This window comes from Gluconacetobacter sacchari (assembly GCF_014174255.1).
Lineage (GTDB): Bacteria > Pseudomonadota > Alphaproteobacteria > Acetobacterales > Acetobacteraceae > Gluconacetobacter > Gluconacetobacter sacchari.
This window is the reverse complement of sequence record NZ_JABEQJ010000002.1, coordinates 114,645-136,464: the sequence shown is the minus strand read 5'-3', so window position 1 is coordinate 136,464 and position 21,820 is coordinate 114,645. Positions and strand designations below refer to the sequence as shown.

Annotated in this window: 18 protein-coding genes and 1 tRNA gene; 7 read left to right on the top strand and 12 right to left on the bottom strand. The window is 64.9% G+C overall.

Annotation, left to right across the window (positions count from 1 at the left end):
• Nucleotides 1-9 precede the first annotated feature (9 nt).
• From dnaN to mutM, 4 genes are all read right to left on the bottom strand, one after another.
• Entirely contained in the window at nucleotides 10-1,134 is a 1,125-nt protein-coding gene (dnaN, locus tag HLH48_RS02340; protein WP_182995891.1) for a DNA polymerase III subunit beta, read from the bottom strand.
• 128 nt (nucleotides 1,135-1,262) lie between these two features.
• Nucleotides 1,263-2,699, bottom strand: a complete 1,437-nt coding sequence (gene dnaA / locus HLH48_RS02335) for a chromosomal replication initiator protein DnaA (RefSeq protein WP_182996044.1) — start codon at nucleotides 2,697-2,699, stop codon at nucleotides 1,263-1,265.
• Between the two features lie 431 nt (nucleotides 2,700-3,130).
• Nucleotides 3,131-3,400, bottom strand: a complete 270-nt coding sequence (gene rpsT / locus HLH48_RS02330) for a 30S ribosomal protein S20 (protein WP_182995890.1) — start codon at nucleotides 3,398-3,400, stop codon at nucleotides 3,131-3,133.
• A gap of 140 nt (nucleotides 3,401-3,540) precedes the next feature.
• Complete coding sequence (gene mutM, locus HLH48_RS02325; RefSeq protein ID WP_182995889.1) at nucleotides 3,541-4,413, bottom strand: bifunctional DNA-formamidopyrimidine glycosylase/DNA-(apurinic or apyrimidinic site) lyase; 873 nt, start codon at nucleotides 4,411-4,413, stop codon at nucleotides 3,541-3,543.
• A gap of 29 nt (nucleotides 4,414-4,442) precedes the next feature.
• On the opposite strand from mutM, the gene HLH48_RS02320 reads away from it, so the two are divergent.
• Genes HLH48_RS02320 through HLH48_RS02300 form a run of 5 tightly spaced genes read left to right on the top strand, consistent with a single transcriptional unit; the run spans nucleotide 4,443 to nucleotide 10,076 of the window.
• A complete protein-coding gene (locus HLH48_RS02320) occupies nucleotides 4,443-5,237 on the top strand; it encodes a class I SAM-dependent methyltransferase (protein WP_182995888.1) in 795 nt (264 codons plus the stop codon).
• Between the two features lie 2 nt (nucleotides 5,238-5,239).
• On the top strand, nucleotides 5,240-6,478 hold the full coding sequence (gene coaBC, locus HLH48_RS02315) for a bifunctional phosphopantothenoylcysteine decarboxylase/phosphopantothenate--cysteine ligase CoaBC (protein WP_182995887.1): 1,239 nt from the start codon (nucleotides 5,240-5,242) through the stop codon (nucleotides 6,476-6,478).
• Nucleotides 6,475-6,933 carry a dUTP diphosphatase gene (gene dut, locus HLH48_RS02310; RefSeq protein ID WP_182995886.1) on the top strand — a complete coding sequence of 153 codons (459 nt, stop codon included), beginning with the start codon at nucleotides 6,475-6,477 and terminating at the stop codon, nucleotides 6,931-6,933. Before coaBC ends, dut begins: the two co-directional genes overlap by 4 nt.
• Before the next feature lie 48 nt (nucleotides 6,934-6,981).
• Nucleotides 6,982-8,709: an ABC transporter permease gene (locus tag HLH48_RS02305; protein ID WP_182995885.1), complete on the top strand. Its 1,728-nt coding sequence runs from the start codon at nucleotides 6,982-6,984 to the stop codon at nucleotides 8,707-8,709.
• Nucleotides 8,710-8,729: 20 nt separating this feature from the next.
• Nucleotides 8,730-10,076: an ABC transporter ATP-binding protein gene (locus HLH48_RS02300; protein ID WP_182995884.1), complete on the top strand. Its 1,347-nt coding sequence runs from the start codon at nucleotides 8,730-8,732 to the stop codon at nucleotides 10,074-10,076.
• A gap of 10 nt (nucleotides 10,077-10,086) precedes the next feature.
• Here the strand turns inward: HLH48_RS02300 and msrA are convergent, their stop codons facing one another.
• The 5 genes from msrA to HLH48_RS02275 form a co-directional block, all read right to left on the bottom strand.
• Entirely contained in the window at nucleotides 10,087-10,647 is a 561-nt protein-coding gene (msrA, locus tag HLH48_RS02295; RefSeq protein ID WP_182995883.1) for a peptide-methionine (S)-S-oxide reductase MsrA, read from the bottom strand.
• Nucleotides 10,648-10,793: 146 nt separating this feature from the next.
• A complete protein-coding gene (locus tag HLH48_RS02290) occupies nucleotides 10,794-13,490 on the bottom strand; it encodes a valine--tRNA ligase (protein WP_182995882.1) in 2,697 nt (898 codons plus the stop codon).
• 115 nt (nucleotides 13,491-13,605) lie between these two features.
• The gene (locus HLH48_RS02285; RefSeq protein ID WP_182995881.1) at nucleotides 13,606-14,001 is read right to left on the bottom strand and encodes a hypothetical protein; all 396 of its coding nucleotides are present in this window, start codon (nucleotides 13,999-14,001) and stop codon (nucleotides 13,606-13,608) included.
• A 55-nt stretch (nucleotides 14,002-14,056) separates the two neighbouring features.
• Nucleotides 14,057-15,490 carry a TolC family outer membrane protein gene (locus HLH48_RS02280; protein WP_182995880.1) on the bottom strand — a complete coding sequence of 478 codons (1,434 nt, stop codon included), beginning with the start codon at nucleotides 15,488-15,490 and terminating at the stop codon, nucleotides 14,057-14,059.
• A 77-nt stretch (nucleotides 15,491-15,567) separates the two neighbouring features.
• Nucleotides 15,568-16,248 carry a protein-L-isoaspartate O-methyltransferase family protein gene (locus HLH48_RS02275; RefSeq protein WP_182995879.1) on the bottom strand — a complete coding sequence of 227 codons (681 nt, stop codon included), beginning with the start codon at nucleotides 16,246-16,248 and terminating at the stop codon, nucleotides 15,568-15,570.
• Nucleotides 16,249-16,426: 178 nt separating this feature from the next.
• Between HLH48_RS02275 and HLH48_RS02270 the strand changes: the two genes are divergently transcribed.
• Nucleotides 16,427-16,500, top strand: a tRNA-Cys gene (locus HLH48_RS02270).
• A 58-nt stretch (nucleotides 16,501-16,558) separates the two neighbouring features.
• On the opposite strand, the gene HLH48_RS02265 is transcribed toward HLH48_RS02270, so the two are convergent.
• From HLH48_RS02265 to HLH48_RS02255, 3 genes are all read right to left on the bottom strand, one after another.
• On the bottom strand, nucleotides 16,559-17,653 hold the full coding sequence (locus HLH48_RS02265) for an exopolysaccharide biosynthesis polyprenyl glycosylphosphotransferase (protein WP_182995878.1): 1,095 nt from the start codon (nucleotides 17,651-17,653) through the stop codon (nucleotides 16,559-16,561).
• Nucleotides 17,646-18,491, bottom strand: a complete 846-nt coding sequence (locus HLH48_RS02260; RefSeq protein ID WP_182995877.1) for a WecB/TagA/CpsF family glycosyltransferase — start codon at nucleotides 18,489-18,491, stop codon at nucleotides 17,646-17,648. The genes HLH48_RS02265 and HLH48_RS02260 overlap by 8 nt, the downstream gene beginning before the upstream one ends.
• A gap of 92 nt (nucleotides 18,492-18,583) precedes the next feature.
• Nucleotides 18,584-19,660 carry an acyltransferase family protein gene (locus tag HLH48_RS02255; RefSeq protein ID WP_182995876.1) on the bottom strand — a complete coding sequence of 359 codons (1,077 nt, stop codon included), beginning with the start codon at nucleotides 19,658-19,660 and terminating at the stop codon, nucleotides 18,584-18,586.
• Between the two features lie 779 nt (nucleotides 19,661-20,439).
• Between HLH48_RS02255 and HLH48_RS02250 the strand changes: the two genes are divergently transcribed.
• Nucleotides 20,440-21,711 carry a lipopolysaccharide biosynthesis protein gene (locus HLH48_RS02250; protein WP_182995875.1) on the top strand — a complete coding sequence of 424 codons (1,272 nt, stop codon included), beginning with the start codon at nucleotides 20,440-20,442 and terminating at the stop codon, nucleotides 21,709-21,711.
• Nucleotides 21,712-21,820: the final 109 nt, after the last annotated feature.

Below are 21,820 nucleotides of genomic sequence, written 5' to 3'. Positions count from 1 at the left end.
CCCGCGCGATCAGACCCGCATCGGCATCAGCACGTAAAGCGCCGACGGGCTGGCGACATCACGCACGATGGTCGGGGCGGAACTGTCCGAAAACAGGAATTCCACGTCGCGCTCGATCTGGTCGGTGATGTCGTTCAGATAGCGGGCCTGGAAGCCGATCTCCATCGGTTCGGCGTCGTAGGTCACATGGTTCTCGTCCAGCTCCTCCTTCGCCGTTCCCTGGTCGGGGCTGATGGCCGAAAGCGTCAGCAGGTTCCGGCCCAGCGACAGCTTGATGGGGCGCGAGCGCTCCTGGCTGATGGCCGCGACACGCGCGACGGCATCGGAGAAATCGCGCTTGCCCACGCGCAGGACCCGGTCGTTGCCGCGCGGGATCACTCGCTCATATTCGGGGAACGTGCCGTCGATCAGTTTCGACGTCAGCGTGACGGGACCGACCGAGAACTGGATGCGGGTATCCGACAGCCCGACCACCACGTCATCGGCCCCCTCGTCGAGCAGCTTGCGCAGTTCGGCGATGGTCTTGCGCGGCACGATCACGCCCGGCATCTCCTCGGCGCCCGACGGAAGCTCGGTCTCGACCCGCGCCAGACGATGCCCGTCGGTCGCCGCCGCGCGCAGCATCGGGCCGGCATCGCCGGCGGCGACATGCAGATAGATGCCGTTGAGGTAGTAGCGCGTCTCCTCGGTCGAGATCGCGAAGCGCGTGCGGTCGATCAGCCCCCGCAGCACCGACACCGGAACGGTGAAGCGGCTGGGCAGCGCGCCCGCCGTCATCGACGGGAAATCGTCCACGTCCAGCACGTTCAGGCTGGTGGTATAGCGCCCGGCCCGCAGCGCCAGCGGTGCGTCGCCACCCGCATGGTCCAGTTCGACCGTCACCCCGTCGGGCAGCTTGCGGACGATTTCATGCAGCACGGCGGCGGGGGCGGTCACGGCGCCGTTGCGGACGGTTTCGGCACCGATTTCCTCGACCACCGCGATTTCCATGTCGGTCGCCGTCAGCGTCAGCCGACCATCCGCGACATCGATCAGGACATTGGCCAGAATCGGAATGGTATTCCGCTTCTCGGCGACGCTCTGGATATGCGCCAGAGCTTTCAGCAACGTCGCGCGGTCAGCCTTCAGCTTCATGGGTACAGTCTCTCCTTGCCCGGCATGTGACACCGGGATCATGGCCGCCCCGGCCATGCGCCCGGATCGCCGGATATGACCTTCGGTCCCGCGATTCTAGCAGCCCCCGGCGGGGGCGCAAAGGCCCGTCAGCTTTCGAGCATGCGGCGAAGCAGCTCGACATCCTCGGCGAACGCGCTGTCCCGCTCCATCAGCTCGGTGACCCGCGCCACGGCATGCATGACGGTGGTATGGTCGCGATTGCCGAACTTGCGGCCGATTTCCGGCAGCGAGCGGCTGGTCAACTGCTTGGCCAGATACATCGCGACCTGCCGGGGCCGCGCCACGGCGCGCGCGCGCCGGGCCGACGACATGTCGGTCAGGCGGATATTCCAGTGCTCCGCCACCTTGCGCTGGATTTCCTCGATCGTCACCCGCCGGTCATGGGCCTTGAGGATATCGTGCAGCACGTCCTGCGTCGCTTCCAGCGTGACCGGCCGGCCGAACAGGTTGGCATGGGCGATCAGGCGGTTCAGCGCGCCCTCCAGTTCCCGCACGTTCGAGGTGATCTTGTGCGCCAGGAATTCCAGCACCTTGGCCGGCACCGCGACCCCCGAGGCCGCCGCCTTCGATTCCAGGATCGAAATCCGCAGTTCGAAGGTGGTGGCATGGATATCGGCCACCATGCCGCATCCCAGCCGCGTGCGCAGCCGGTCCTCCAGCCCCGACAGGTCGGACGGCGACTTGTCGGCCGACACCACGATCTGCCGCCCGGCATCGACCAGCGCGTTGAAGGTATGGAAGAATTCTTCCTGCGTATTGTCCTTGCCGATCAGGAACTGCAGATCGTCGATCATCAGCACGTCGACCGACCGGAGCTGCTCCTTGAATTCCATCGTCGATTGCGAGCGGATGGCGGCGATGAAACGGTACATGAATTTCTCGGCCGACATATAGGCGACCGAGACCTGACCGCCCCGCGTCAGTTCCGACCCGATGGCATGCATCAGATGCGTCTTGCCCAGCCCGACCCCGCCATACAGGAACAGCGGATTGAACCCGGGGCTGGACGGCCGCTCCGCCACCCGCCGGGCGCAGGCATAGGCGAACTCGTTCGGCTTGCCGACCACGAACGTATCGAAGGTGAAGCGCGGGTCCAGCGGCGCGGCCATGTCGTGGCGGCTCAGCTCGCCGCGCGCCTCGGCCACCCGTTCCTCGACCGGCGCGGCGGCGGGCGCGGCCTCGGCCGCTCCGGCCTCGTCACCCGCCGGTTCCGCGACCGGATCGGGCCTGCCGACCTGCAATTCCACGCGGCGGATCGCCGGCAGCTCGGCATTCCACAGCGCGCTCAGCCGGTCGCCATATTGGGTGCGCACCCAGTCGCGCAGAAAGCGCGTGGGCAGGTTCAGCGTGATTTCGTCGCCATCGACCGGACCGATGCTGATCTGCTTCAGCCAGGTCCGATACTCGACCTCGCCGACCTCGGTCTGAAGACGTGAACAGATCCGCGACCAGTGGATGTCCAGGACGTGCCGGACAGACCGGGCTTCCGCGACGGCATCATATCCACTCAATTCGCCCGTCATGTTCAATCCCGGCCCCTGGAGACGGTACCCTTCCGGCATGCGGAAGATCCGTCCCTGCGTTTTCCGTCCCCCTCATGCCGATCCGCCCGCGCAACGCAGCCACCGCCCGCCCGCCACGCAAGGAAAACAGATCTCCCCTTGCCCGACACCGAAAAAGGCGCGGCCACCATGTCCTGCTCAGTCGTCACGAAATGAAGAAGCTGAAGATAGGTCACCAGCCCGACCGAGGCAACGGAAAACTGGGTCGGCCCGACGGGAAAATCCCGCATCACGCCCAACACGACCAGTCACCGAAACCTGAAGCAGTCTGCCGGAACCTTCACGACAAAAGCAAAGGCCGCCCCTTTCCTTAAAGGAAAGAGGCGGCCTTTTACCTAGTTCTGCGCGTCTATTTGCCGAAACTTAAACAATACCGGCCAACGACACCCAGATCACGCCGCGACGAGGGCCTTGATACGGGCCGACAGACGCGAGATCTTGCGGGAAACGGTGTTGGCATGCACCACACCCTTGCCCGACGCGCGCTGCATTTCCGGCTGCGCCGCGCGCAGGGCGACGGTCGCCTCTTCCTTGTTGCCGGAGGCGATCGCCGCCTCGACCTTCTTCACAAAGGTCCGCATGCGCGAAACGCGCGCCGTGTTGCGCGCGTTGCGGCGCTCGTTCTGTCGGATGCGCTTGCGCGCGGAAGCAGTGTTCGCCATTGTTCTCAGTTCAAAAATTACGGTTGCGAGGTCCGTCGCCAGCAGGCCTCGGACATCCAGATCAGGGTGGCGATCTAGTCCAAGCCTTCCACCGCCGTCAAGACAACTCTTCCGCACGGCAGCAAATACCCCCACGCCGATCAACCCGCCGCCACGGGCGCGCCGGGCGGAAGGACCTGCCGCAAGGGGCAGAAGAAGGTCGACCGCCCGGCCTGCTCGATCCGCACCACTCCGCCGCAGGCCGTGCCGCCGGGGCAATCCGGGCACATCTGCCCCGCGCGGCCATACACGCGCCAGGCATGCTGGAAGTAGCCCAGTTCCCCGTCGGGCTGAACGTAGTCGCGCAGGCTCGACCCGCCGGCCGCGATCGCGTCCTCCAGCACGGCGCGGATCGCCGCGACCAGCCGCCCCATCTCGGCCGCGTCCAGCCCGCACGCCATCCGCGCGGGATGAATCCCGGCCCGGAACAGCGCCTCCGAGGCGTAGATGTTCCCGATTCCCGCCACCACCGACTGGTCCATCAACGCCGCCTTGACCGATGTCCGCCGCCGCCCGATCGCCCGATGCAGCCAATCGGGCGAAAAACCGTTGCCAAGCGGCTCCGGCCCGAGTCGGGCCAGCAGGCGATGCTTCGCCTCGTCCGCCGTCGCCATCAGGTCCACGGTGCCGAAGCGCCGCGGATCGATCAGGCCGAAATGGGTACCGTCGGTGGTTTCGAACGACAGGTGCTCGTGCCGGTCGGTCTCGGGGGCCCGGCCGGGCGGGGACAGCCGCACGCGCCCGGACATGCCCAGGTGCAGGAGCATGGTCTCGCCGCGGTCCAGCCGCATCAGGATATATTTCCCGCGGCGGGCGAAACCGCTGATCCGCGCGCCGTCCAGCCGCTTCGCCAGGTCGGGCGGAAAGGGCGCGCGCATGCCGTCCCGACGCACCGTGACCCGGGCGATCGTCTTGCCATCGAGATGCAACCGCATCCCACGCATCACTGTTTCGACTTCAGGGAGTTCCGGCATGAGTGGATCTGAGGTTATATCCGTGAACCATGACCGACAATACCACGCCCCCCGCCTTCGACGCCGCCGCGTTCGCCCCTTCCTCCGGCGGGGAGACGGCCGATTTCGGCTTCCGCGACGTGCCCCGCGCCGAAAAGAAGCCGATGGTGCGCGCCGTGTTCGACAGCGTCGCCACCCGCTACGACATCATGAACGACGTGATGTCGCTCGGCATCCACCGGGCCTGGAAGAAGATTTTCGTCGCCGAACTGGGCGCGCATCCCGACCTGACGCTGCTGGACCTCGCGGGCGGCACGGGCGACATTTCGTTCGGCTGGCTGCGTGCCGGCGGCGGCCGGGCCATCCTGTCCGACATCAATGCCAGCATGCTGTCGGTCGGGCGCGGCCGGGCGCTGGAGCGCGGGCTGATTTCCAGCCTGGCCTTCGCGGTGGTGGATGCCGAGGCGATTCCCCTGCCCGACCGCTCGGTGGACCGGGTGTCGATCGCCTTCGGCCTGCGCAACTGCACCGACAAGGACGCGGTGCTGCGCGAGGCCAGGCGCGTGCTGCGCCCCGGCGGGCGCTTCCTGTGCCTCGAATTTTCCCGGGTGCGGGTCGCGGCCCTGTCGCCGATCTATGACGCCTGGTCGTTCCACGTCCTGCCGCGCATGGGGGCGGCCATCGCCGGCGACCGCGAGAGCTACCAGTACCTGGCCGAAAGCATCCGCATGTTCCCCGACCAGGAAACCCTGGCCGCCATGATGCGCGACGCGGGGCTGGAGCATGTGACGGTCCGCAACCTGTCGGGCGGCATCGCGGCCATCCATTCCGGCTGGCGGATCTGACGATGGCCGCCGCGCCCGCCCCGGCCGGCGGCCGCACGGTCCTGCTGATCGTCTGCGGGGGAATCGCCGCCTACAAAACCCTGGAACTGATCCGCCTGCTCACCGGCGCGGGCGTGCGCGTCCGCACGGTCCTCACGGCGGCCGGGCGGCAGTTCGTCACCCCGCTCAGCCTCCAGGCCCTGACCGGCGAAAAGGTATACGAGGACCTGTTTTCCCTGACCGACGAGAACGAGATGGGCCATATCGCCCTCTCGCGGTCGGGCGACCTGCTGGTGGTCTGCCCCGCCACCGCCGACATCATGGCCCGCATGGCCGTCGGACTGGCCGACGACCTGGCCAGCACGCTGCTGCTGGCCACCGACAAGCCGGTGCTGGTCGCGCCGGCGATGAATGTCCGCATGTGGGACCATCCGGCCACCCAGGCCAACCTGGCCACCCTGCGCGCCCGCGGCGTCGCGATGGTCGGGCCGGAGATCGGGCTGATGGCCTGCAACGAGACCGGTCCCGGCCGCCTCGCCGAGCCCCCGGCGATCGCCGAGGCGATCTTCCGCCATCTTGCCCCCCGCGCCACGCCGCTCGCCGGCCGGCATGCGCTGGTCACCGCCGGCCCGACCCACGAGCCGATCGATCCGGTGCGCTATCTGGCCAACCGCTCCTCCGGCCGCCAGGGCTACGAGATCGCGGGCGCGCTCGCCGCTCTCGGCGCCCGGGTGACGCTGGTCAGCGGCCCGGTGGACCTGCCCGCCCCGCCCGGCGTCGCCCTGCGGCGCGTGGAGACGGCCAGCCAGATGCTGGCGGCCTGCCGCGACGCCCTGCCGGCCGACATCGCCGTCTGCGCCGCCGCCGTCGCCGACTGGCGCGTGGCGCAGGAAGCCACGCGCAAGATCAAGAAGGCCCAGGGTGCCCCGCCTCCGGTGCTGGCGCTGGTGCCCAACCCCGATATCCTGGCCGAACTCTCCACTCCCGGCCCCGATCGCCCCGCCCTGGTGGTCGGCTTCGCCGCCGAGACCGACTCGGTCGCCCAGCACGCGGCGGCCAAGCGCGCGCGCAAGGGCTGCGACTGGATCGTCGCCAATGACGTCCGACCCGAGACCGGCATCATGGGCGGGATGGAAAACGAAGTCATCCTGATCACCGCCGATGGCGCCGAGCAGTGGCCCCGCATGGACAAGCGGGCCGTGGCCACGCATCTGGCCGGACGGATCGCCGCCTTCTTCACCGCCCAGCGGAGCATTGCATGACTGCCCCCATCGTTTCCGTCGCCGTCCGCCGCCTGCCCCACGCGGCCGACCTGCCCCTGCCCGGCTACGCCACGGCGGGCGCCGCGGGCATGGACCTGCTGGCGGCGGTGCGCGATCCGGTCGACCTGCCGCCCGGCGGGCGGCTGCTGGTGCCCACCGGCCTGTGCGTCGCGCTCCCCCCCGGCTACGAATTGCAGATCCGCCCCCGGTCCGGGCTGGCGCTGAAACACGGGATCACCCTGCCCAACACGCCCGGCACGATCGACGAGGATTATCGCGGCGAAATCGGCGTCATCCTGCTGAACACGGGCGATGCGCCGCTGGCGATCACGCGCGGCATGCGCATCGCGCAGGCCGTGCTGGCCCCGGTGGTCCGCGTCGCGTGGCAGGAAACGGAAAGCCTGGACCAGACCGCCCGCGCCACGGGCGGCTTCGGCAGCACCGGCACCGCCTGACGTCCCGCCAAGGGCCCGGGAGGACCGGGCAGACAGGAAATGAGGTCCATGACGGCGCGTTCGCTTCCCGCCCTGCTCTCCCGCGACAGCCGGCCCAACATGTTCGATCTGGCGGCCCTGCTGTGCATGCTGGGGCTGGCCGTGCTGCTGGCCTCCGCCGGGCGCCACATGCTGGCCCCCGTCACGGCGCCCAATGCCGCCGTGATCCATCTCGATCCCGCCTGGCTGCCCGGCTACGCGGTGCGTACCACCCTGCGCATGTTCGCCGCCCTGGGCGCGTCGCTGCTGTTCACCTTCACCTACGCGGTCTGGGCCGCCAAGAGCCGCCGCGCCGCGCTGATCCTGGTGCCGGTGCTGGACGTGCTGCAATCGGTGCCGATCCTGGGCTTCCTGACCTTCACGGTCGTGTTCTTCATGGGCCTGTTCCCCGGGCGCATCCTGGGGGCGGAACTGGCGGCGATCTTCACCATCTTCACCAGCCAGGCCTGGAACATGGCCTTCAGCATGTACCAGTCGCTGCGCGCCGTCCCGCCGGACCTGGAGGAAGTGGCGCGCGGCTTCGGCCTCACCGCGTGGCAGAAATTCTGGCGGCTGGACGTGCCCTTCGCCGTGCCCGGCCTGGTCTGGAACGCCATGGTCTCGATGTCCGGCGGCTGGTTCATGGTGGTCTATTCCGAGACGATCACGGTCGGGAACACCGATATCCTGCTGCCCGGCATCGGCTCCTATGTCGGCACCGCGATCGCCCAGCGCGACCTGTGGGCCGTGCTGTACGCCATCCTGGCCATGCTGGTGGTCATCCTGGCCTATGACCAGCTGCTCTTCCGCCCGTTGGTCGCCTGGTCCGCGCGCTTCGGCACCGCGTCGTCGGACAGCACGCCGGCCTCCGACCCCTGGATGCTGGTGCTGCTGCGCCGCACGGCCCTGCTCCGCCGCGTCACCGATGCGATCGGCGAGGGCCTGACCGCCATCGGCGGCCTGCCCCTGGGCCGCCGCCCGCACGAGGCACGGCAGCGGCACGCCCTCCCGCCCCGCCTGCTCGATCTGGGATGGAGCGCCCTGCTGGCGGTGGCGAGCCTGCTCGCGCTGTGGCAGGTGTGGCTCTATGCGCGCGCCACCTTCTCGCTGTCCGAACTGCTGCATGTCGTGGGGCTGGGCGGGCTGACGCTGCTCAGGGTCGTGGCCATGGTGCTGCTGGCCTCGCTGGTCTGGGTGCCGGCCGGGATCTGGCTGGGGCTCGACCCGGTCCGCGCCCGGCGCACGCAGTTCGTGGCCCAGTTCATGGCCGCCTTCCCGGCCAATCTGTTCTTCCCGATCTTCGTCGTCCTGATCGTCCATTTCCGCCTCAGCAGCGATATCTGGCTGACCCCGCTGATGATCCTGGGCACGCAATGGTATATCCTGTTCAACGTGGTCGCCGCCGCGTCGTCTTTCCCGGCCGACCTGCTTGAGGTCGCGCGCAGCCTGCAAGTGCGCGGCCCGCTCTGGTGGCTGCGGGTCGCCCTGCCGGGCATCCTGCCGCACTACATCACCGGGGCGATCACCGCCTCCGGTGGCGCGTGGAACGCCGCCATCGCCGCCGAGGTGGCAAGCTGGGGCGACGACCATCTGTCCGCCCACGGGCTGGGGGCCTATATCGCCCACGCCACGGTCGCGGGCGACACTGCCCATGTCGGGCTGGGCATGACGGTCATGGCGATGTTCGTGCTGCTGTTCAATCGCGCGGTGTGGCGCCCGCTGGCCGATTACGCCCGCCGCCACTTCGCCTTCGTCTGATCACCGTTCGGGACCGCGCCATGACCCTCTCGCCCCCCCTCCAGGTCGCGGATGACGAGGACCTGATCCGCGTCGTCGGCTGCCGCCAGGCCTATCACAAGGGCGGCGCCGCCGACCTGGTCGTGCTCGACGACGTGAACCTGACCCTGCGGTCGGGAGAGATCGTCGGCCTTCTGGGGCGGTCGGGATCGGGCAAATCGACCCTGCTACGCATCGTGGCCGGCCTGCTCCCCCCCACCGAGGGCAGCATCCTGTGGAAAGGCCGCCCCGTCGCCGGCCCGGTCCCCGGCATCGCGATGGTCTTCCAGTCCTTCGCCCTGTTCCCGTGGCTGACGGTGCAGAAGAACGTGGAGTTGGGGCTGGAGGCCAAGGGCATCGCCGCCGCCGAGCGCGACCGGCTGGCCGAGGGCGCGATCGACCTGATCGGCCTCGGCGGCTACGAAAACGCCTACCCCAAGGAATTGTCGGGCGGCATGCGCCAGCGCGTGGGCCTGGCGCGGGCCCTGGTGGTCCAGCCCGACCTGCTGCTGATGGACGAGCCGTTCTCGGCCCTGGACGTGCTGACGGCGGAAAATCTGCGCACCGACCTGATCGAGCTGTGGGCCGAGCGCAGGCTGCCGGTCAAATCGATGCTGCTGGTCACCCACAATATCGAGGAGGCGGTCCTGATGTGCGACCGCATCCTGGTCTTTTCCTCCAATCCGGGCCGGGTGGCGCATGAACTGGCGGTCCCCTTCGCCCATCCCCGCAACCGCGAGGACCCGGCCTTCCGGCAACTGGTCGACCAGATCTACGCGCTGATGACGCGCCGGGCCCCGATCGTGTCCGAAGCCGAGCTTCCCCTCGGCGAGACCCCGCCGCAGCCCGCGGCCCCCGTCCAGATCGCCCTGCCCGACCTGCCGATGAATACGATGGTGGGCATGATGGAAACCCTGGCCGCCGATCCGCTGGACGGCCGCGCCGACCTGCCGCTCCTGGCCTCACGCCTGCAAATGGCGCTGGACGACCTGTTCCCGCTGGGCGAATCGCTGCAATTGCTGGAATTCGCCGAACTGGAGGATGGCGACATCCTGCTGACGGCCGAAGGCTCGCGCTTCGTCCAAAGCAGCCACGACGAACGGCGCCAGATCCTCTGGCACAGCCTGCTGCATAACGTGCCCCTGGTCCGCGTGATCCGCGCGGTGCTGGACGAGCGACCGAACCATCGCGCCAGCGCCGAGCGGTTCCGCGAGGAACTGGAGGACAGCATGTCCCCCGACTATGCCAAGCAGACCCTGCAAACCCTGATCGGCTGGGCCCGCTACGCCGAACTGTTCGATTACGACGAAGACGCGGACCAGCTTTTCCTGGACGACGAAACCGAGTGACCTCCCGCGTTCACGAGCGCGCCAGCGCCAGTCGGTCGTAGAACAGCCGCCGCACCTTCGCCACCTTGGGCGCGATCACCGCCGCGCAATAGCCGCGCTCCGGGTGCTTGGCGAAATAATCGTGGTGATACGCCTCGGCCTCGTAAAACGCCGTCAGCGGCTGGATCTCGGTCACGATCGGATCGGGCCACAGCCCCGCCGCCGCGATCTCGTCCCGCACCTCATGCGCCACCCGCTCCTGCTCCGGCGAGGCGTAGAAGATGACCGATCGATATTGCGTGCCGACATCCCCTCCCTGCCGGTCCGGCGTCGTCGGGTCGTGGATGGAGAAGAAGATCCGCAACAGATCGGCATAGGATAGAATTCCCGGGTCGAACGTCACGCGGACAAGTTCGGCATGGCCGGTCCGTCCGGTACAGACCTGCTCATAGGTCGGATCGGCCACATCCCCGCCGGCATAGCCGGGCACCACATCCTTGATGCCAGCCAATTCCCGCAGCGCCGCCTCGGTACACCAGAAGCAGCCACCACCCAGATAGGCGGTCTGCCACGATGGGTCACGCCCCTTCATCCCGTTCGTCATCATCACCCCGCGTCGGATTCGCACCCTCTGTCGCAAGAATGTGGTGTCCGGACACGAATTGAAAAGAGAAGCGATCATGATGGAGCGAACGTGACCGCTCCCGGCTCCTCCCGGTCCGGATGCCGGCCCGGCGCTCAGGCGAGATATCCAAGCGCCGCCGCCACACGCACCCGCTCGTCGCGGAACTGCGCCAGGCGCTCGCGATTTTCCTCGACCACCTCCGGCTTGGCGCGGGCGACGAAATCCGCGTTGCCCAGCTTGCGCTCGACCTTCGCGATCTCGCCGTCCAGCCGCGCGCGCTCCTTCTCCAGCCGCTGCCGCTCCTGGTCCAGATCGATGATGCCGGCCAGCGGAATCACCAGCGTCGCCTCGTCCACCACCAGTTGCGCAGCCCCGCGCGGCATTTCCCCGCTCAGGCGCTCGACCGCCGAGACGCGCGCCATACGGCCGATCGCCTCCGCCCACCGGCCGGCACGCTCGACGGTCCGGTCGTCGGCCTCGCGCAGCAGCACCGGCGCCAGGCGCGACGGCGGCACGTTCATTTCCGCCCGCACAGTCCGGATCGCGGAGATGAAGCGCACCACCCAGTCCAGTTCCGCCACCGCCCCGGCCGCATCCGCCGGGCGCTCGGGCATCGGCCAGGGCGCGGTCATCAGGCTACCCGGCGCGCCAAAGCCGAACTGCACCCACAATTCGTCGGTCACGAACGGCATCACCGGCTGCACCAGGCGCAGGATCAGCCCCAGCACATGCGCCGCCACCGCCCGGATCTCCACCGCCAGGGCATCGTCGGACCCGGTGAAGATCGGCTTGGCGAATTCCAGAAACCAGTCGCAGAAACAGTTCCAGACAAACCGATAGCAGACGGCCGCATACTCATCGAACCGATAGGCTTCCAGCGCCGCATCGGCATCGGCCACCGCTCGCGCGGCCTCGTCCAGCAGCCAGCGCCCCAGCGGCGAGGTCACGCTTTCGATCCGGAAATCCGCGACCGGCGCCACGCCGTTCATCTCGCAGAACCGCGCGGCATTCCAGATCTTGGTCACGAACGACCGATATTCCTCGATCCGCTTCTGCCCCAGCTTGAGGTCCCGCCCCAGCCCGGTCAGCGCGCAGACGGTAAAGCGCAGCGCATCGGCGCCGTACTGATCGACCATGTCCAGCGGGTCGATGCCGTTGCCCTTGCTCTTGGACATCTTCTGCCCGCGCTCGTCGCGGACCAGCCCGTGGATGAAGACGGTGCGGAAGGGCACATCCTTCATGAAATGCAGCCCCATCATCATCATCCGGGCCACCCAGAAGAAAATGATGTCGAAACCCGTCACCAGCACGTCGGTCGGATAATAGCGCGCCAGGTCGTCCGTCTTTTCCGGCCAGCCGAGCGTCGAGAAGGGCCACAGCGCGGATGAGAACCAGGTATCCAGCACATCCTCGTCGCGCGTCAGCACCTCGTCCCGCCCGTAATGCGCCCGTGCCTCCGCATGCGCCCGCGCCTCGTCATGCGCCACGAAGACATGCCCGTCCGGCCCGTACCAGGCCGGAATACGGTGCCCCCACCAGAGCTGCCGGCTGATGCACCAGGGCTGGATATCGCGCATCCAGGCGAAGAACGTGTTCTCCCACTGCTGGGGCACGAAACGCACCTGTCCGGTCTCCACCGCCGCGATGGCCGGTCCGGCCAGGGTCGCGGCGTCGCAATACCATTGCGTGGTCAGGCGCGGCTCGACCACCGCCCCGCTCCGCTCGGCATGCGGCACCTGGTTGCGATGCGGCTCGATCTTCTCCAGCCAGCCCAGCCGCTCCAGCTCGGCCACCACCGCCTTGCGCGCCTCGTCGCGCCCCAGCCCTTCCAGTCCGCGCGTAAAGACCGGGTCGGCCAGCCCCTCCACCGCGCGCAGGTCGTCGGCGATCTCGACCAGGGTCACCCGGGCATCTTCGTCCAGCACGCTCGGCATCGCCAGATCGTGCCGGCGGCCGACCTCGAAATCGTTGAAATCATGGGCGGGCGTGATCTTGACCGCGCCGCTGCCCTTCTCGGGGTCGGAATGGCTGTCGGCCACGATCGGGATCCGCCGCCCGGTCAGCGGCAGCACGACGAAGCGCCCCACCAGCCCGGCATAGCGCTCGTCCTCGGGATGCACCGCCACCGCCATGTCGCCCAGCAGCGTCTCGGGGCGCGTGGTCGCAACCGTGATGGTGCGGCCTTCCGCGTCGTCGGCGACGGGGTAGCGAATATACCACAGGCTGCCCTGGACCTCGCGATTATCGACCTCCAGGTCCGAAATCGCCGAACGGAAGGCCGGGTCCCAGTTCACCAGCCGCCGATCGCGATAGATCAGCCCCTCGCGATACAGGGTGACGAACACCTCCAGCACCGCCTTGGACAGGCCGTCATCCATGGTAAACCGCTCGCGCGGCCAGTCCAGCGAGGCGCCCAGACGGCGAAGCTGGGTGGTGATGCCGCCACCGGATTCCGCCTTCCACTGCCACACCCGTTCTTCGAAGGCCTCGCGCCCCAGCGCCTGGCGGCTGGTCCCTTCCTTCTGCAACGTGCGCTCGACCACCATCTGGGTGGCGATGCCCGCATGGTCGGTGCCCGGCTGCCAAAGGGTGTCGCGGCCCTGCATCCGCCGCCAGCGGATCAGCGTGTCCTGCAACGTCATGGTCAGCGCGTGCCCGACATGCAGCGTACCGGTTACGTTGGGCGGCGGAATCATGATCGTATAAGGCTGCGCGTTGCTGCCCGGCGCGGCCGAGAACGCGCCCGCGCGCTCCCATTCCGCATAGAGGGCGGGTTCGATCTCGCCGGGCGAGAAAGACTTGTTCAGCATCGCAAAACCAGACCTGATCATGAAGGAAGACCGGCCGGACAGGGCCACCCCCACCGGTCCGCCGCTTATAGCGGACTTCCTCCCGAAAGAAACGCCACGCGGGCGGCAACGGCTCTCAGCGGGTCATCAGGGGGCTCGATCCTTCGTACGCCGCGCCAAACGGCGCCAGATAGGTGCCGGTCACCGGGTCATGATCCGGGTCCGGGCTTCCGCCAAGGCGGAATTTCCCCAAGGGGCCCAGCGGAAGTCCCAGGTCGTCATCCCCCGGCGGCGGCCGGACCCGATGGTCCGGCACCGGCGCCTCGGCATAGACCGTCCGCCTCGCCACGACCTCCAGCCGCTCCGTCCCCCCGTCCAGCGACCGCGTGGCGGTCGCTGGCGGCGGCGTGGCCTGCGCGGAGAGGGCGACCGGGAGACTGGTATCGATCGGCCGATGCGCGGGCCCGGCGCCAATCGCGCCGGGGGCCACCAGCATCGCCGGCAACAGCATCACCATGCCTCGGCGCGCCATTTTCGCCATTCCGTCCTTCGCCGCGCTGTCCGGCCCCCGCCGGATCAGGCACCCCTCACCGTCCCGGCTGGTTCTCCGCCTGATCGCTGATTCCCCATAGCCGGTCCTTCACCGCCTTGTAATAGGCGGTCTCGTCATAGCGCGGCACGTCCAGCTTCAGATCCTGCGCCGTCAGCCGGCCGATGGCGGCTGCAACCCCGTAGGACGCGGTCACGAGGTTGCTCAGACTCTGCACCAGCGCCACCTGCGCCTGCAACAGCGTCTGTTGCTGTTGCAGCACTTCCAGCGTCGTACTGGTGCCGACGATCGCCTGGCGCTCCACCCCGTCCAGCGCGACGATGTTCGACGCGATGGCCACCCGGTCGCTCTTGATCGCCGCCGTATAGGCCACCAGTTGCTGCCAGTTCGACGAGGCAAGCTGCATCGCCGCCCGGCGCGCGATATCCACCGCGCGGTGGGCCTCTGCCGCCTGCTGGCGCGCCTGGCGCACGGCGGCATATTCCGACCCTCCCTGGTAGAGCGGAAACTGGACGTTCAGCATGGCGTATTTCTCGTCCGTCAGCGAACGGCCGCTGCTCTGGTTGAGATCATGCACATAGCTCGCCTCCGCCGAGACCTTGGGCATGATCGCCGCCATGGCCACGCCGACCGCGTCCTTCTGCGACGCCTCGGTAAACAGGGCGCCGATGACGTTCGGATTGTTCTGCACGGCCCGGGCGATCGCCTCGTTCTGCGACCGCGCCGGCAGCACCAGCGGCTGCGGCGGCACCAGGTTGGGCGGCGGCGACATGCCGACCACCTGGGCATAGGTCGCCTGGGCGGTCTGCAACGTCCCCTCCGCCTCCTGCCTGGCCGCGCGGGCGCTGGCCAGGGCGGCCTCGGCCTGGGCCACGTCGGTCCGTGTAATCTCGCCGACATGGAATCGCTCCGAAGTCGCACGAAGCTGTTCCTGCAACACTTTCTCGTTGTTGATGTTGAGTTGCAGCAATTGCTCGTCCTCGATCACACCGACATAGGCGCTGACGACATCGCTGAAGACCTGCTGTTCGGTCGCAATCAGTTGCGCCCGCTCGGCCATGACGGCATTGACCGCCTTGTGGGTGCTGGCCGTGGTCCGCCCGCCCGCATAAAGCGGCTCCGAGATCGTGACGCCACCGGTATAGCCCGGCACTTCGAACTTGCGGTCGTAGCCGGCATATCCCTGCTGCCGCGCCACGCTGCTGACGCCGGAATAATAGGTCAAGCCGACGGAACTGGTAATGGTGGGCCGCCAGCCGGCCAGCGCCGTCGGCACCTGCTCGTCGGTCGCGCGCAGGGTCGCGCGTTCCTTCTGCAAGGTGGGATTGGTCAGATAGGCCGCCGCCAGGGCCTCCTGCAACGTATGGGGGACGAAGCTCGGCGACCCGCTGCCGTCATAGCGCTGGGCCCACGCGGCCGAGCTGCATAACAGCGCGGCCACACCCACTCCAACCCCGCGTCCGCGTCTCATTCGCCCCTCCCCGGAAATACTGTCCGGGACTGGGTATCGCATGCGCGGGTAAAGAATATATCAAACGATGTCGGGCCTCAGAACGCGAAGGCCGGGGCCGGTTCCAGTTCGGGCAGCAACGGGAGCGCCACATCGAACACGGGCCGCGTCGCCAGCCCGTTCTCGGACGCTTCCCCGATGCTGGCCGCCGCCACGCCGCCTTCGGGCCAGATCACGCAGACAATCCTGCCATGCGGCGCAAGCTGGTCCACCAGCGCCGGCGGCACGGCGCGCACGGCGCCGTCGATCAAAATCAGGTCGAACGGCGAATCGGGCGCCGCGCCGGCCGCCAGCGCGCCATCGCGCCACACCACGGCCGGCGCCTCCGCGGCACAGAAGGCCTTGCCGATCGCGCTCAGGGCGGAATCCGATTCCAGCGCCACGACCGCCACGCCCAGGCGCGCCAACAAGGCCGCGATGTACCCGGTCCCCGCCCCCACCACCAGCGCGCGCTGCCCGGCCGCGGGCTCCGCGATCTGGACCATGCGGCCCGCGATGCGCGGTTCGGTCAGCACGCGTCCCCGGCCCAGTTCCAGGCTCTGGTCGGCATAGGCAATGGCCCGCAGCGCCGCCGGCACGCAGCATTCGCGCGGCAGTTCGCGCATCACGGCGACGATTCGCGGATCATTGATCTGCACGGGGCGGATCTGGGCATCCACCATCCGCTGCCGCGCGGCATCGTAATCGAGGATGGCCTCTCCAGGCGCGGACTGGTCCATGGCGTTCCCTTCGCACTGTAACCCACGGCACGCACCCCATCATGGAGGGGCCTCCGGGGCGGTTCGCTACTGTCCTGCCCGTTTTATGTCCCCGCGCGGCATCTGCCTAGCAGGCCGGTTGCACACAACGGCTTGACCAGCGCCACCAGAGCGTGGATATAGCCAACGCACCATGTCGGGTCCGGTGGCAGAATGGTGATGCAGCGGACTGCAAATCCGCGTATGTGGGTTCGATTCCCGCCCGGACCTCCACCCGAAAATCCCGACAGCGGGCCCCGGCGGCCAAAGCATTGGCCACCCCGATTTCCATTCAATACGTATCTTCGTTCTTGAAGAGGACAATACGTACTGTTTCGATAATGATTTTCAAATCAAGCCACAAAGACCAATGGTTTATATAGAAAATATCATAACTCAGCCGTCTTCTGGCATCTTTTATTGCCTTTATTTCACCACGAAACCCTTTTACCTGCGCAAGCCCTGTAATTCCCGGATGCAGTTTGTGTCGAAGCAGGTAGTTCTTAACGACATCTTCATATATCCCCTCTCCCACACGCATGGAGGCGACATGCGCGCGCGGACCGACAATGGACATCTGTCCCGCCAGCACATTCCATAACTGTGGCAGTTCATCCAGGGAGTAGCGGCGCAGATAGCGGCCGATCCGCGTGACGCGTGGATCGTCCCGTACCGTTTTCTGCACGCCGGTCGGATCCGACATGGTCGTATACATCGTCCGGAATTTGAGTACCGGAATCGGGTTCGAATTAAACCCATAACGCATCTGTTCAAAAAAAATCGGCCCCTTACTGTCGCATTTGATCAGAATCGCAATAAGAGCAAAAATCGGAGACAAAAATAAAAGCAGTAAAATCGAAATTATTTTGTCTTCCAGAAATTTGACAACATAATCAAATCCGGAGAGCGGCTGTTTTTCTATAAGGACGATGGAAAACTCTGGTCCCGACGCTCCGTTTTCGTCATCGAAATCCGATTTTTTCAATGCGATATCAATATCGACGGGCAAGACCCGAATCTTTTGAAAGATCCCAAGGAACCGCTCGCGACTCAGGGAGAATATGGACAGGATAATGATGTCGGGCAAACTCCGCCGACAGAACGCCAGCAAATCATCGAGATTTCCCAGATACTGGGCCGACGGCCTGACTTCATTCAGACCCCGGGTCCGATCATCGAAGATTCCCAGGATCTCATACCGATCCGGCGCCTGCCGGAGCCAGCGCGCCACCTTCTCTCCATCCGCGCCGGCCCCGACGATCACCACGCGCTTTCGCTGCTTCGGCAAGCCGCCACCAAGAAACGACGCGGTCCTTCTGGCCCGCGACGCCGAAATACGTGCGGCGAGATACGACGCCTCCGTATGAAGATCGGATATATCAGCCAACGCGCGAAAGATCCTTGAACAATGCAATCAAGAACTCGGACAATGCCCAAACGTATCGCTTCGCGAGGCGCCTGGGCTCCAGCGCGATCCGCCAGAGCCATTCCAGGTTGAGACGCTGGACGAGCACCGGAGGCTTGGGCAACAGCCCCAGAGCCACAATCAGCGACTGCCCGATGCACAGCGCCCAGCACGGCGGCAGATCGTCTTTATACCGGCTGACAAACAGTTCGCTTCGCGGCGCTCCGACACCCATGAAAAGCAAGCTTGTCGCGTGGTCGCGGATCAGTCGCGCCAGATGCCGCGCCTCGGTCGGATCGTTTTCAAAACCAACCGCCGGCACGTAAAAGGAAAATCGGTCATCCAGCCCATGGGCACGCGCCCATTCGACAACGGCCTTCCCCGTTCGTTCACTATCGACCACAGCGAAAATCCGATGTTTCCGCAATGCCGATGGCATCGACATCAGATCCTCCGTGATCTCGCGCCCCGTCACCCGTCCGGGTAATGGCAAGCCACGGCAACGGCCATAGTAATAAAGCGGAAAACCGTCACATGTGAGAATCTCGGCCTGCTCGCAGGCCCGCCGAAACTCCTCATTCGTCCGCATCAATGCGATATGCTGGATATTGGGCGTAATCAGAAGGCCCACATTTTCGTCGGGCGCTCGGATGTGATCCGCAATGAGTTTCGAAATATCAGCGGCGGATAAAGGGCTGAAAGGCAGGCCGAATAACATGATAGCTAAACGAGACACACGTGCCGACATGGCGTCCGAGCCCTTGACCATAATATAGTTTAAAACAAGGTATCGCCGATCTACGGAAAAATGAACAGCCAATTATGATTCATTTATTCGCATTCCACAGGCGCGGCTCTGGTTTGCAATATCACTGACCGATCGATCAATCGGCACGCGTGCCGAACGCGCGCTCAATTGGCAGAAGAGGGCGAAAGAAGAGATTTCCTTCCGCGCGGCATGGTAAAGAGCGCCCCCATCCCGTGAGCATTGGCATATTTGTATAGTGCGATCGGACAGAAGACGCCCATCGCCGTGCCCAACGCCACATGGACGTATGGGTCATCCACATGAAAGACACCGTGCAATACAATGCGCGTACCGCTTCCGGTAATGACATGGATAAGATAGATCGGCATGGAATACTTGCCGATAATTTTTATTATATTCAATTTCCCTTCCAAATTCAAACTCACACCGATGAAAAACAGAATTGACGCCATGGCCAGAAACAGCGTCGAGAATCCCATTCTCGTGTAAATGAAATGATACGTAAAATGAAATATATATTGCGAGCAGCCGGCGACGACCAGAAGCAGAATGATGTATTTTCGGCACACTTCCTCAAAGAAGGACATGTATCTGCCGCACAATATACCAACAGAAAAAAACACAGCATTCGCAAGAAACAAATCAAATATAAATGGGGCATCAAGCTTGCCGCGAAAAACACAGAAAAATGAAAGAATGACCGACATAAACAAATAGTTTATTTTTGAGAATGACACCTCGAATATGATGAAAACAACAAAACACATCATCAATATATACAGAAACCAAAACTGATCGCGCGGCGCCCAGAGAATGGAAACCAATTCCCCGGAACTGAAGTGGCCATTTGTATGGCTCGACAATACGATCTCAACAACACCCTGTATCGTCGACCATACAATATATGGATAGACGATCGTATCAAATTTATTTCTTATAAGTCCATCGCTACGCCGCTTTTCCAGAGAATTGTAAAAAAACAATCCCGACACAAAGAAAAACAAAGGCATATGGAAACTGTATATGACGCTGTCCAGAATAACCAGAGCATCGTTTCCCCGCGCGATCCCGGCCTTTTCTATGCCTCTGAGCACATGACCGAAGACGACCAGAATGATTCCCATGCCCTTGGCATAATCCACCCAGGGATAATATCCTCTTAGAACCGGTCTCGGTGGCGCGGAAACGGTTTGTGAGTAAGCAACGTCTGTTCCGAGCATCTTTGTTCTCGTTCTTACTTATGTGCCCGACCCGGGAGGTTGAAAAAAAAGCCGGCTTCGACATTATGATCTGCCGATTTTCCATTGATACGCAACAGCGGCAATGGACCTCCAAGCCGAACATGGCTCGGATGAGCATGAAATAACGCAAGTTCACGTCATTCGCCACGGGCGAACAGACAAAAGCAATACTACCATAAGCACATGCGCACCACTAGCCGTCGGCCAGATGCCCGAGCCTATCCGCATTTGACTTCCCAGACACATTCGCCCATCTGGTCGCACGTTCTCGTGGGCGGGCAATGGCTGCCTCCGGTCGGAAGCGTGTCGGGGACCATGTATGGTCCGCTATCTACCGGAGAAAGGGGCGGAAGCTCCTGCGGTTCGGGCGGTACCAGATCATAGGAGTCAGCGCATTGGGCGACATGCTTGCATCGCCCCTGCGTACAATTCCAACTCCACTTACACAGATGCCGGCCAACATTCTGCTCGATCTCCCTCTGAGCCAACGCTCTTCCGGCATCCAGCGGAACGGCCAGGATGGTCGCGATCACCAACAGGCCGGCGCGCCCGAAACGACACGTCATCGGTCGCGAGCCGTCGAACCTGGATTGCAGCCCGAAAAACAGCGAAACAAATCGAACAGACGTAAACGCGATTGCTCGTCCATGGGTACATTCAACCAATAAGCCGCTCTTTTCTCTAACCCGGATCCCCCGCCCTTCCAATTCCTATTTTGACGCTTCATCAAAGGACGTCGAAAGGCTATATCTTCTTTCATGCCCCGCGCGCCCCTGTTCCGTCATGTGTCCTTTCCGCCGCTGCCCTTTCTGATTTCCCTGTCCGATCAGGCACTCGGCGCCCTGCTGAACTTCACCGTGAACCTGTGGATGGCACGCGAAGGGCTGCCCAACTCCTATGGCGTCTATGCCTTGTGGCTTGCGGTCGCCTGGATCACGGGAACAGCCCAGTCGACATTGATTACCTGCCACCTTTCGGGGCTGACCGCGCTCGACGGGGAAGAAAGAGCGACGGCCGAGCGTTTCCTGCTGACGATCCAGATCCTTTTCGTCCTGGCCGCCTTCCTGGCGACAGCCCTCGTCATGGCGATCCTCGGTCAGCATCACAGCAAGTTCCATGCCGCGGGCGCGATCGTTTTTGTCCCGATGTTCCTTGTCTACCAATATACGCGCGCCCTGTTCTTCGCCCATCACCGGGCAGATTTCGCCACGGCCCTGACGGCGACATCCCTGTTCCTCTTTATTGTCGCCGCCTCCACCTGTTCCCTGGCCGGGGATACGCCGACACCCGATATCGGACTGCTCCTGGCCGGCGGTTCGTATGGTACTGCGGCATTCACCTGGCTCCTGACCCGGACCAAGGGGCAACGCCCCCTGCTGCGCTGGCGCGAGATGCGCCCGCATCTCCATTATCTGGGCAGTTCGGGCTGGATCCTGCTTGGCGCGGCGTCGGCCGAACTGACAAGCCGGATGTTCAACTTTGTCGGCGCCTGGCGCTACGGGGCGCTCGCCCTCGCGGAACTGACGGCCACACAGGTCGTCATCAGGCCGGCGTGGATGCTCAGCGCGGCATGGGCATCCATCAGCCTGCCGCAGCTTTCGCGCATGTGGGCGCATCGCGATCGTCATCCTTTCATGACGACAATCGTCGCGGGTCTGGCGCTGCCACTGGTCGGCAGCATCCTCTGGACGGGCGGCATCGCGTTAAGCTGGCCGGAATTGTCCCATCTGCTGTATAAAGGACATTATCAGCAGAACAGCACGCTGGTCCTCCTGTGGGGTGCAAATGTCATCCTCGGCGGCCTGTCCGCCGTCGGAACCATAACCCTGCTGTCCATGCGCCAATATCGCATCCTTGCACTGACCGATGTGGCCGCCGCGCTGACGACGACCTCATGCATGGTGCTCATCGCCATGAACTCCCACCCGGCCATGGTCATCGTCGGAACCGTTGCCGGCCAGACCGTTCAATGCTTCTTCATGATACACGTCGTTCGGCGCATTCTGTCCGCCCCGCGCAAGGATACATGAAAGCAGCGGCACCATCGGAAGCGACCCACTCACTCCTTCGAAAAGTCACCAGCCGCCGCCATGCCCGCCCCAATATACAGGAACATCCCGGCCGCGCTTCCTGCGCGCC

Coding starts and splice junctions, on each gene's coding strand:
- HLH48_RS02280 (WP_182995880.1), bottom strand. CDS start 15,490: ATGAGACGCGGACGCGGGGTTGGAGTGGGTGTGGCCGCGCTGTTATGC.
- HLH48_RS02275 (WP_182995879.1), bottom strand. CDS start 16,248: ATGGACCAGTCCGCGCCTGGAGAGGCCATCCTCGATTACGATGCCGCG.
- dnaA (WP_182996044.1), bottom strand. CDS start 2,699: ATGACGGGCGAATTGAGTGGATATGATGCCGTCGCGGAAGCCCGGTCT.
- msrA (WP_182995883.1), bottom strand. CDS start 10,647: ATGAAGGGGCGTGACCCATCGTGGCAGACCGCCTATCTGGGTGGTGGC.
- dnaN (WP_182995891.1), bottom strand. CDS start 1,134: ATGAAGCTGAAGGCTGACCGCGCGACGTTGCTGAAAGCTCTGGCGCAT.
- HLH48_RS02285 (WP_182995881.1), bottom strand. CDS start 14,001: ATGGCGCGCCGAGGCATGGTGATGCTGTTGCCGGCGATGCTGGTGGCC.
- HLH48_RS02255 (WP_182995876.1), bottom strand. CDS start 19,660: ATGCTCGGAACAGACGTTGCTTACTCACAAACCGTTTCCGCGCCACCG.
- mutM (WP_182995889.1), bottom strand. CDS start 4,413: ATGCCGGAACTCCCTGAAGTCGAAACAGTGATGCGTGGGATGCGGTTG.
- HLH48_RS02290 (WP_182995882.1), bottom strand. CDS start 13,490: ATGCTGAACAAGTCTTTCTCGCCCGGCGAGATCGAACCCGCCCTCTAT.
- HLH48_RS02250 (WP_182995875.1), top strand. CDS start 20,440: ATGCCCCGCGCGCCCCTGTTCCGTCATGTGTCCTTTCCGCCGCTGCCC.
- rpsT (WP_182995890.1), bottom strand. CDS start 3,400: ATGGCGAACACTGCTTCCGCGCGCAAGCGCATCCGACAGAACGAGCGC.
- HLH48_RS02305 (WP_182995885.1), top strand. CDS start 6,982: ATGACGGCGCGTTCGCTTCCCGCCCTGCTCTCCCGCGACAGCCGGCCC.
- coaBC (WP_182995887.1), top strand. CDS start 5,240: ATGGCCGCCGCGCCCGCCCCGGCCGGCGGCCGCACGGTCCTGCTGATC.
- HLH48_RS02320 (WP_182995888.1), top strand. CDS start 4,443: ATGACCGACAATACCACGCCCCCCGCCTTCGACGCCGCCGCGTTCGCC.
- dut (WP_182995886.1), top strand. CDS start 6,475: ATGACTGCCCCCATCGTTTCCGTCGCCGTCCGCCGCCTGCCCCACGCG.
- HLH48_RS02300 (WP_182995884.1), top strand. CDS start 8,730: ATGACCCTCTCGCCCCCCCTCCAGGTCGCGGATGACGAGGACCTGATC.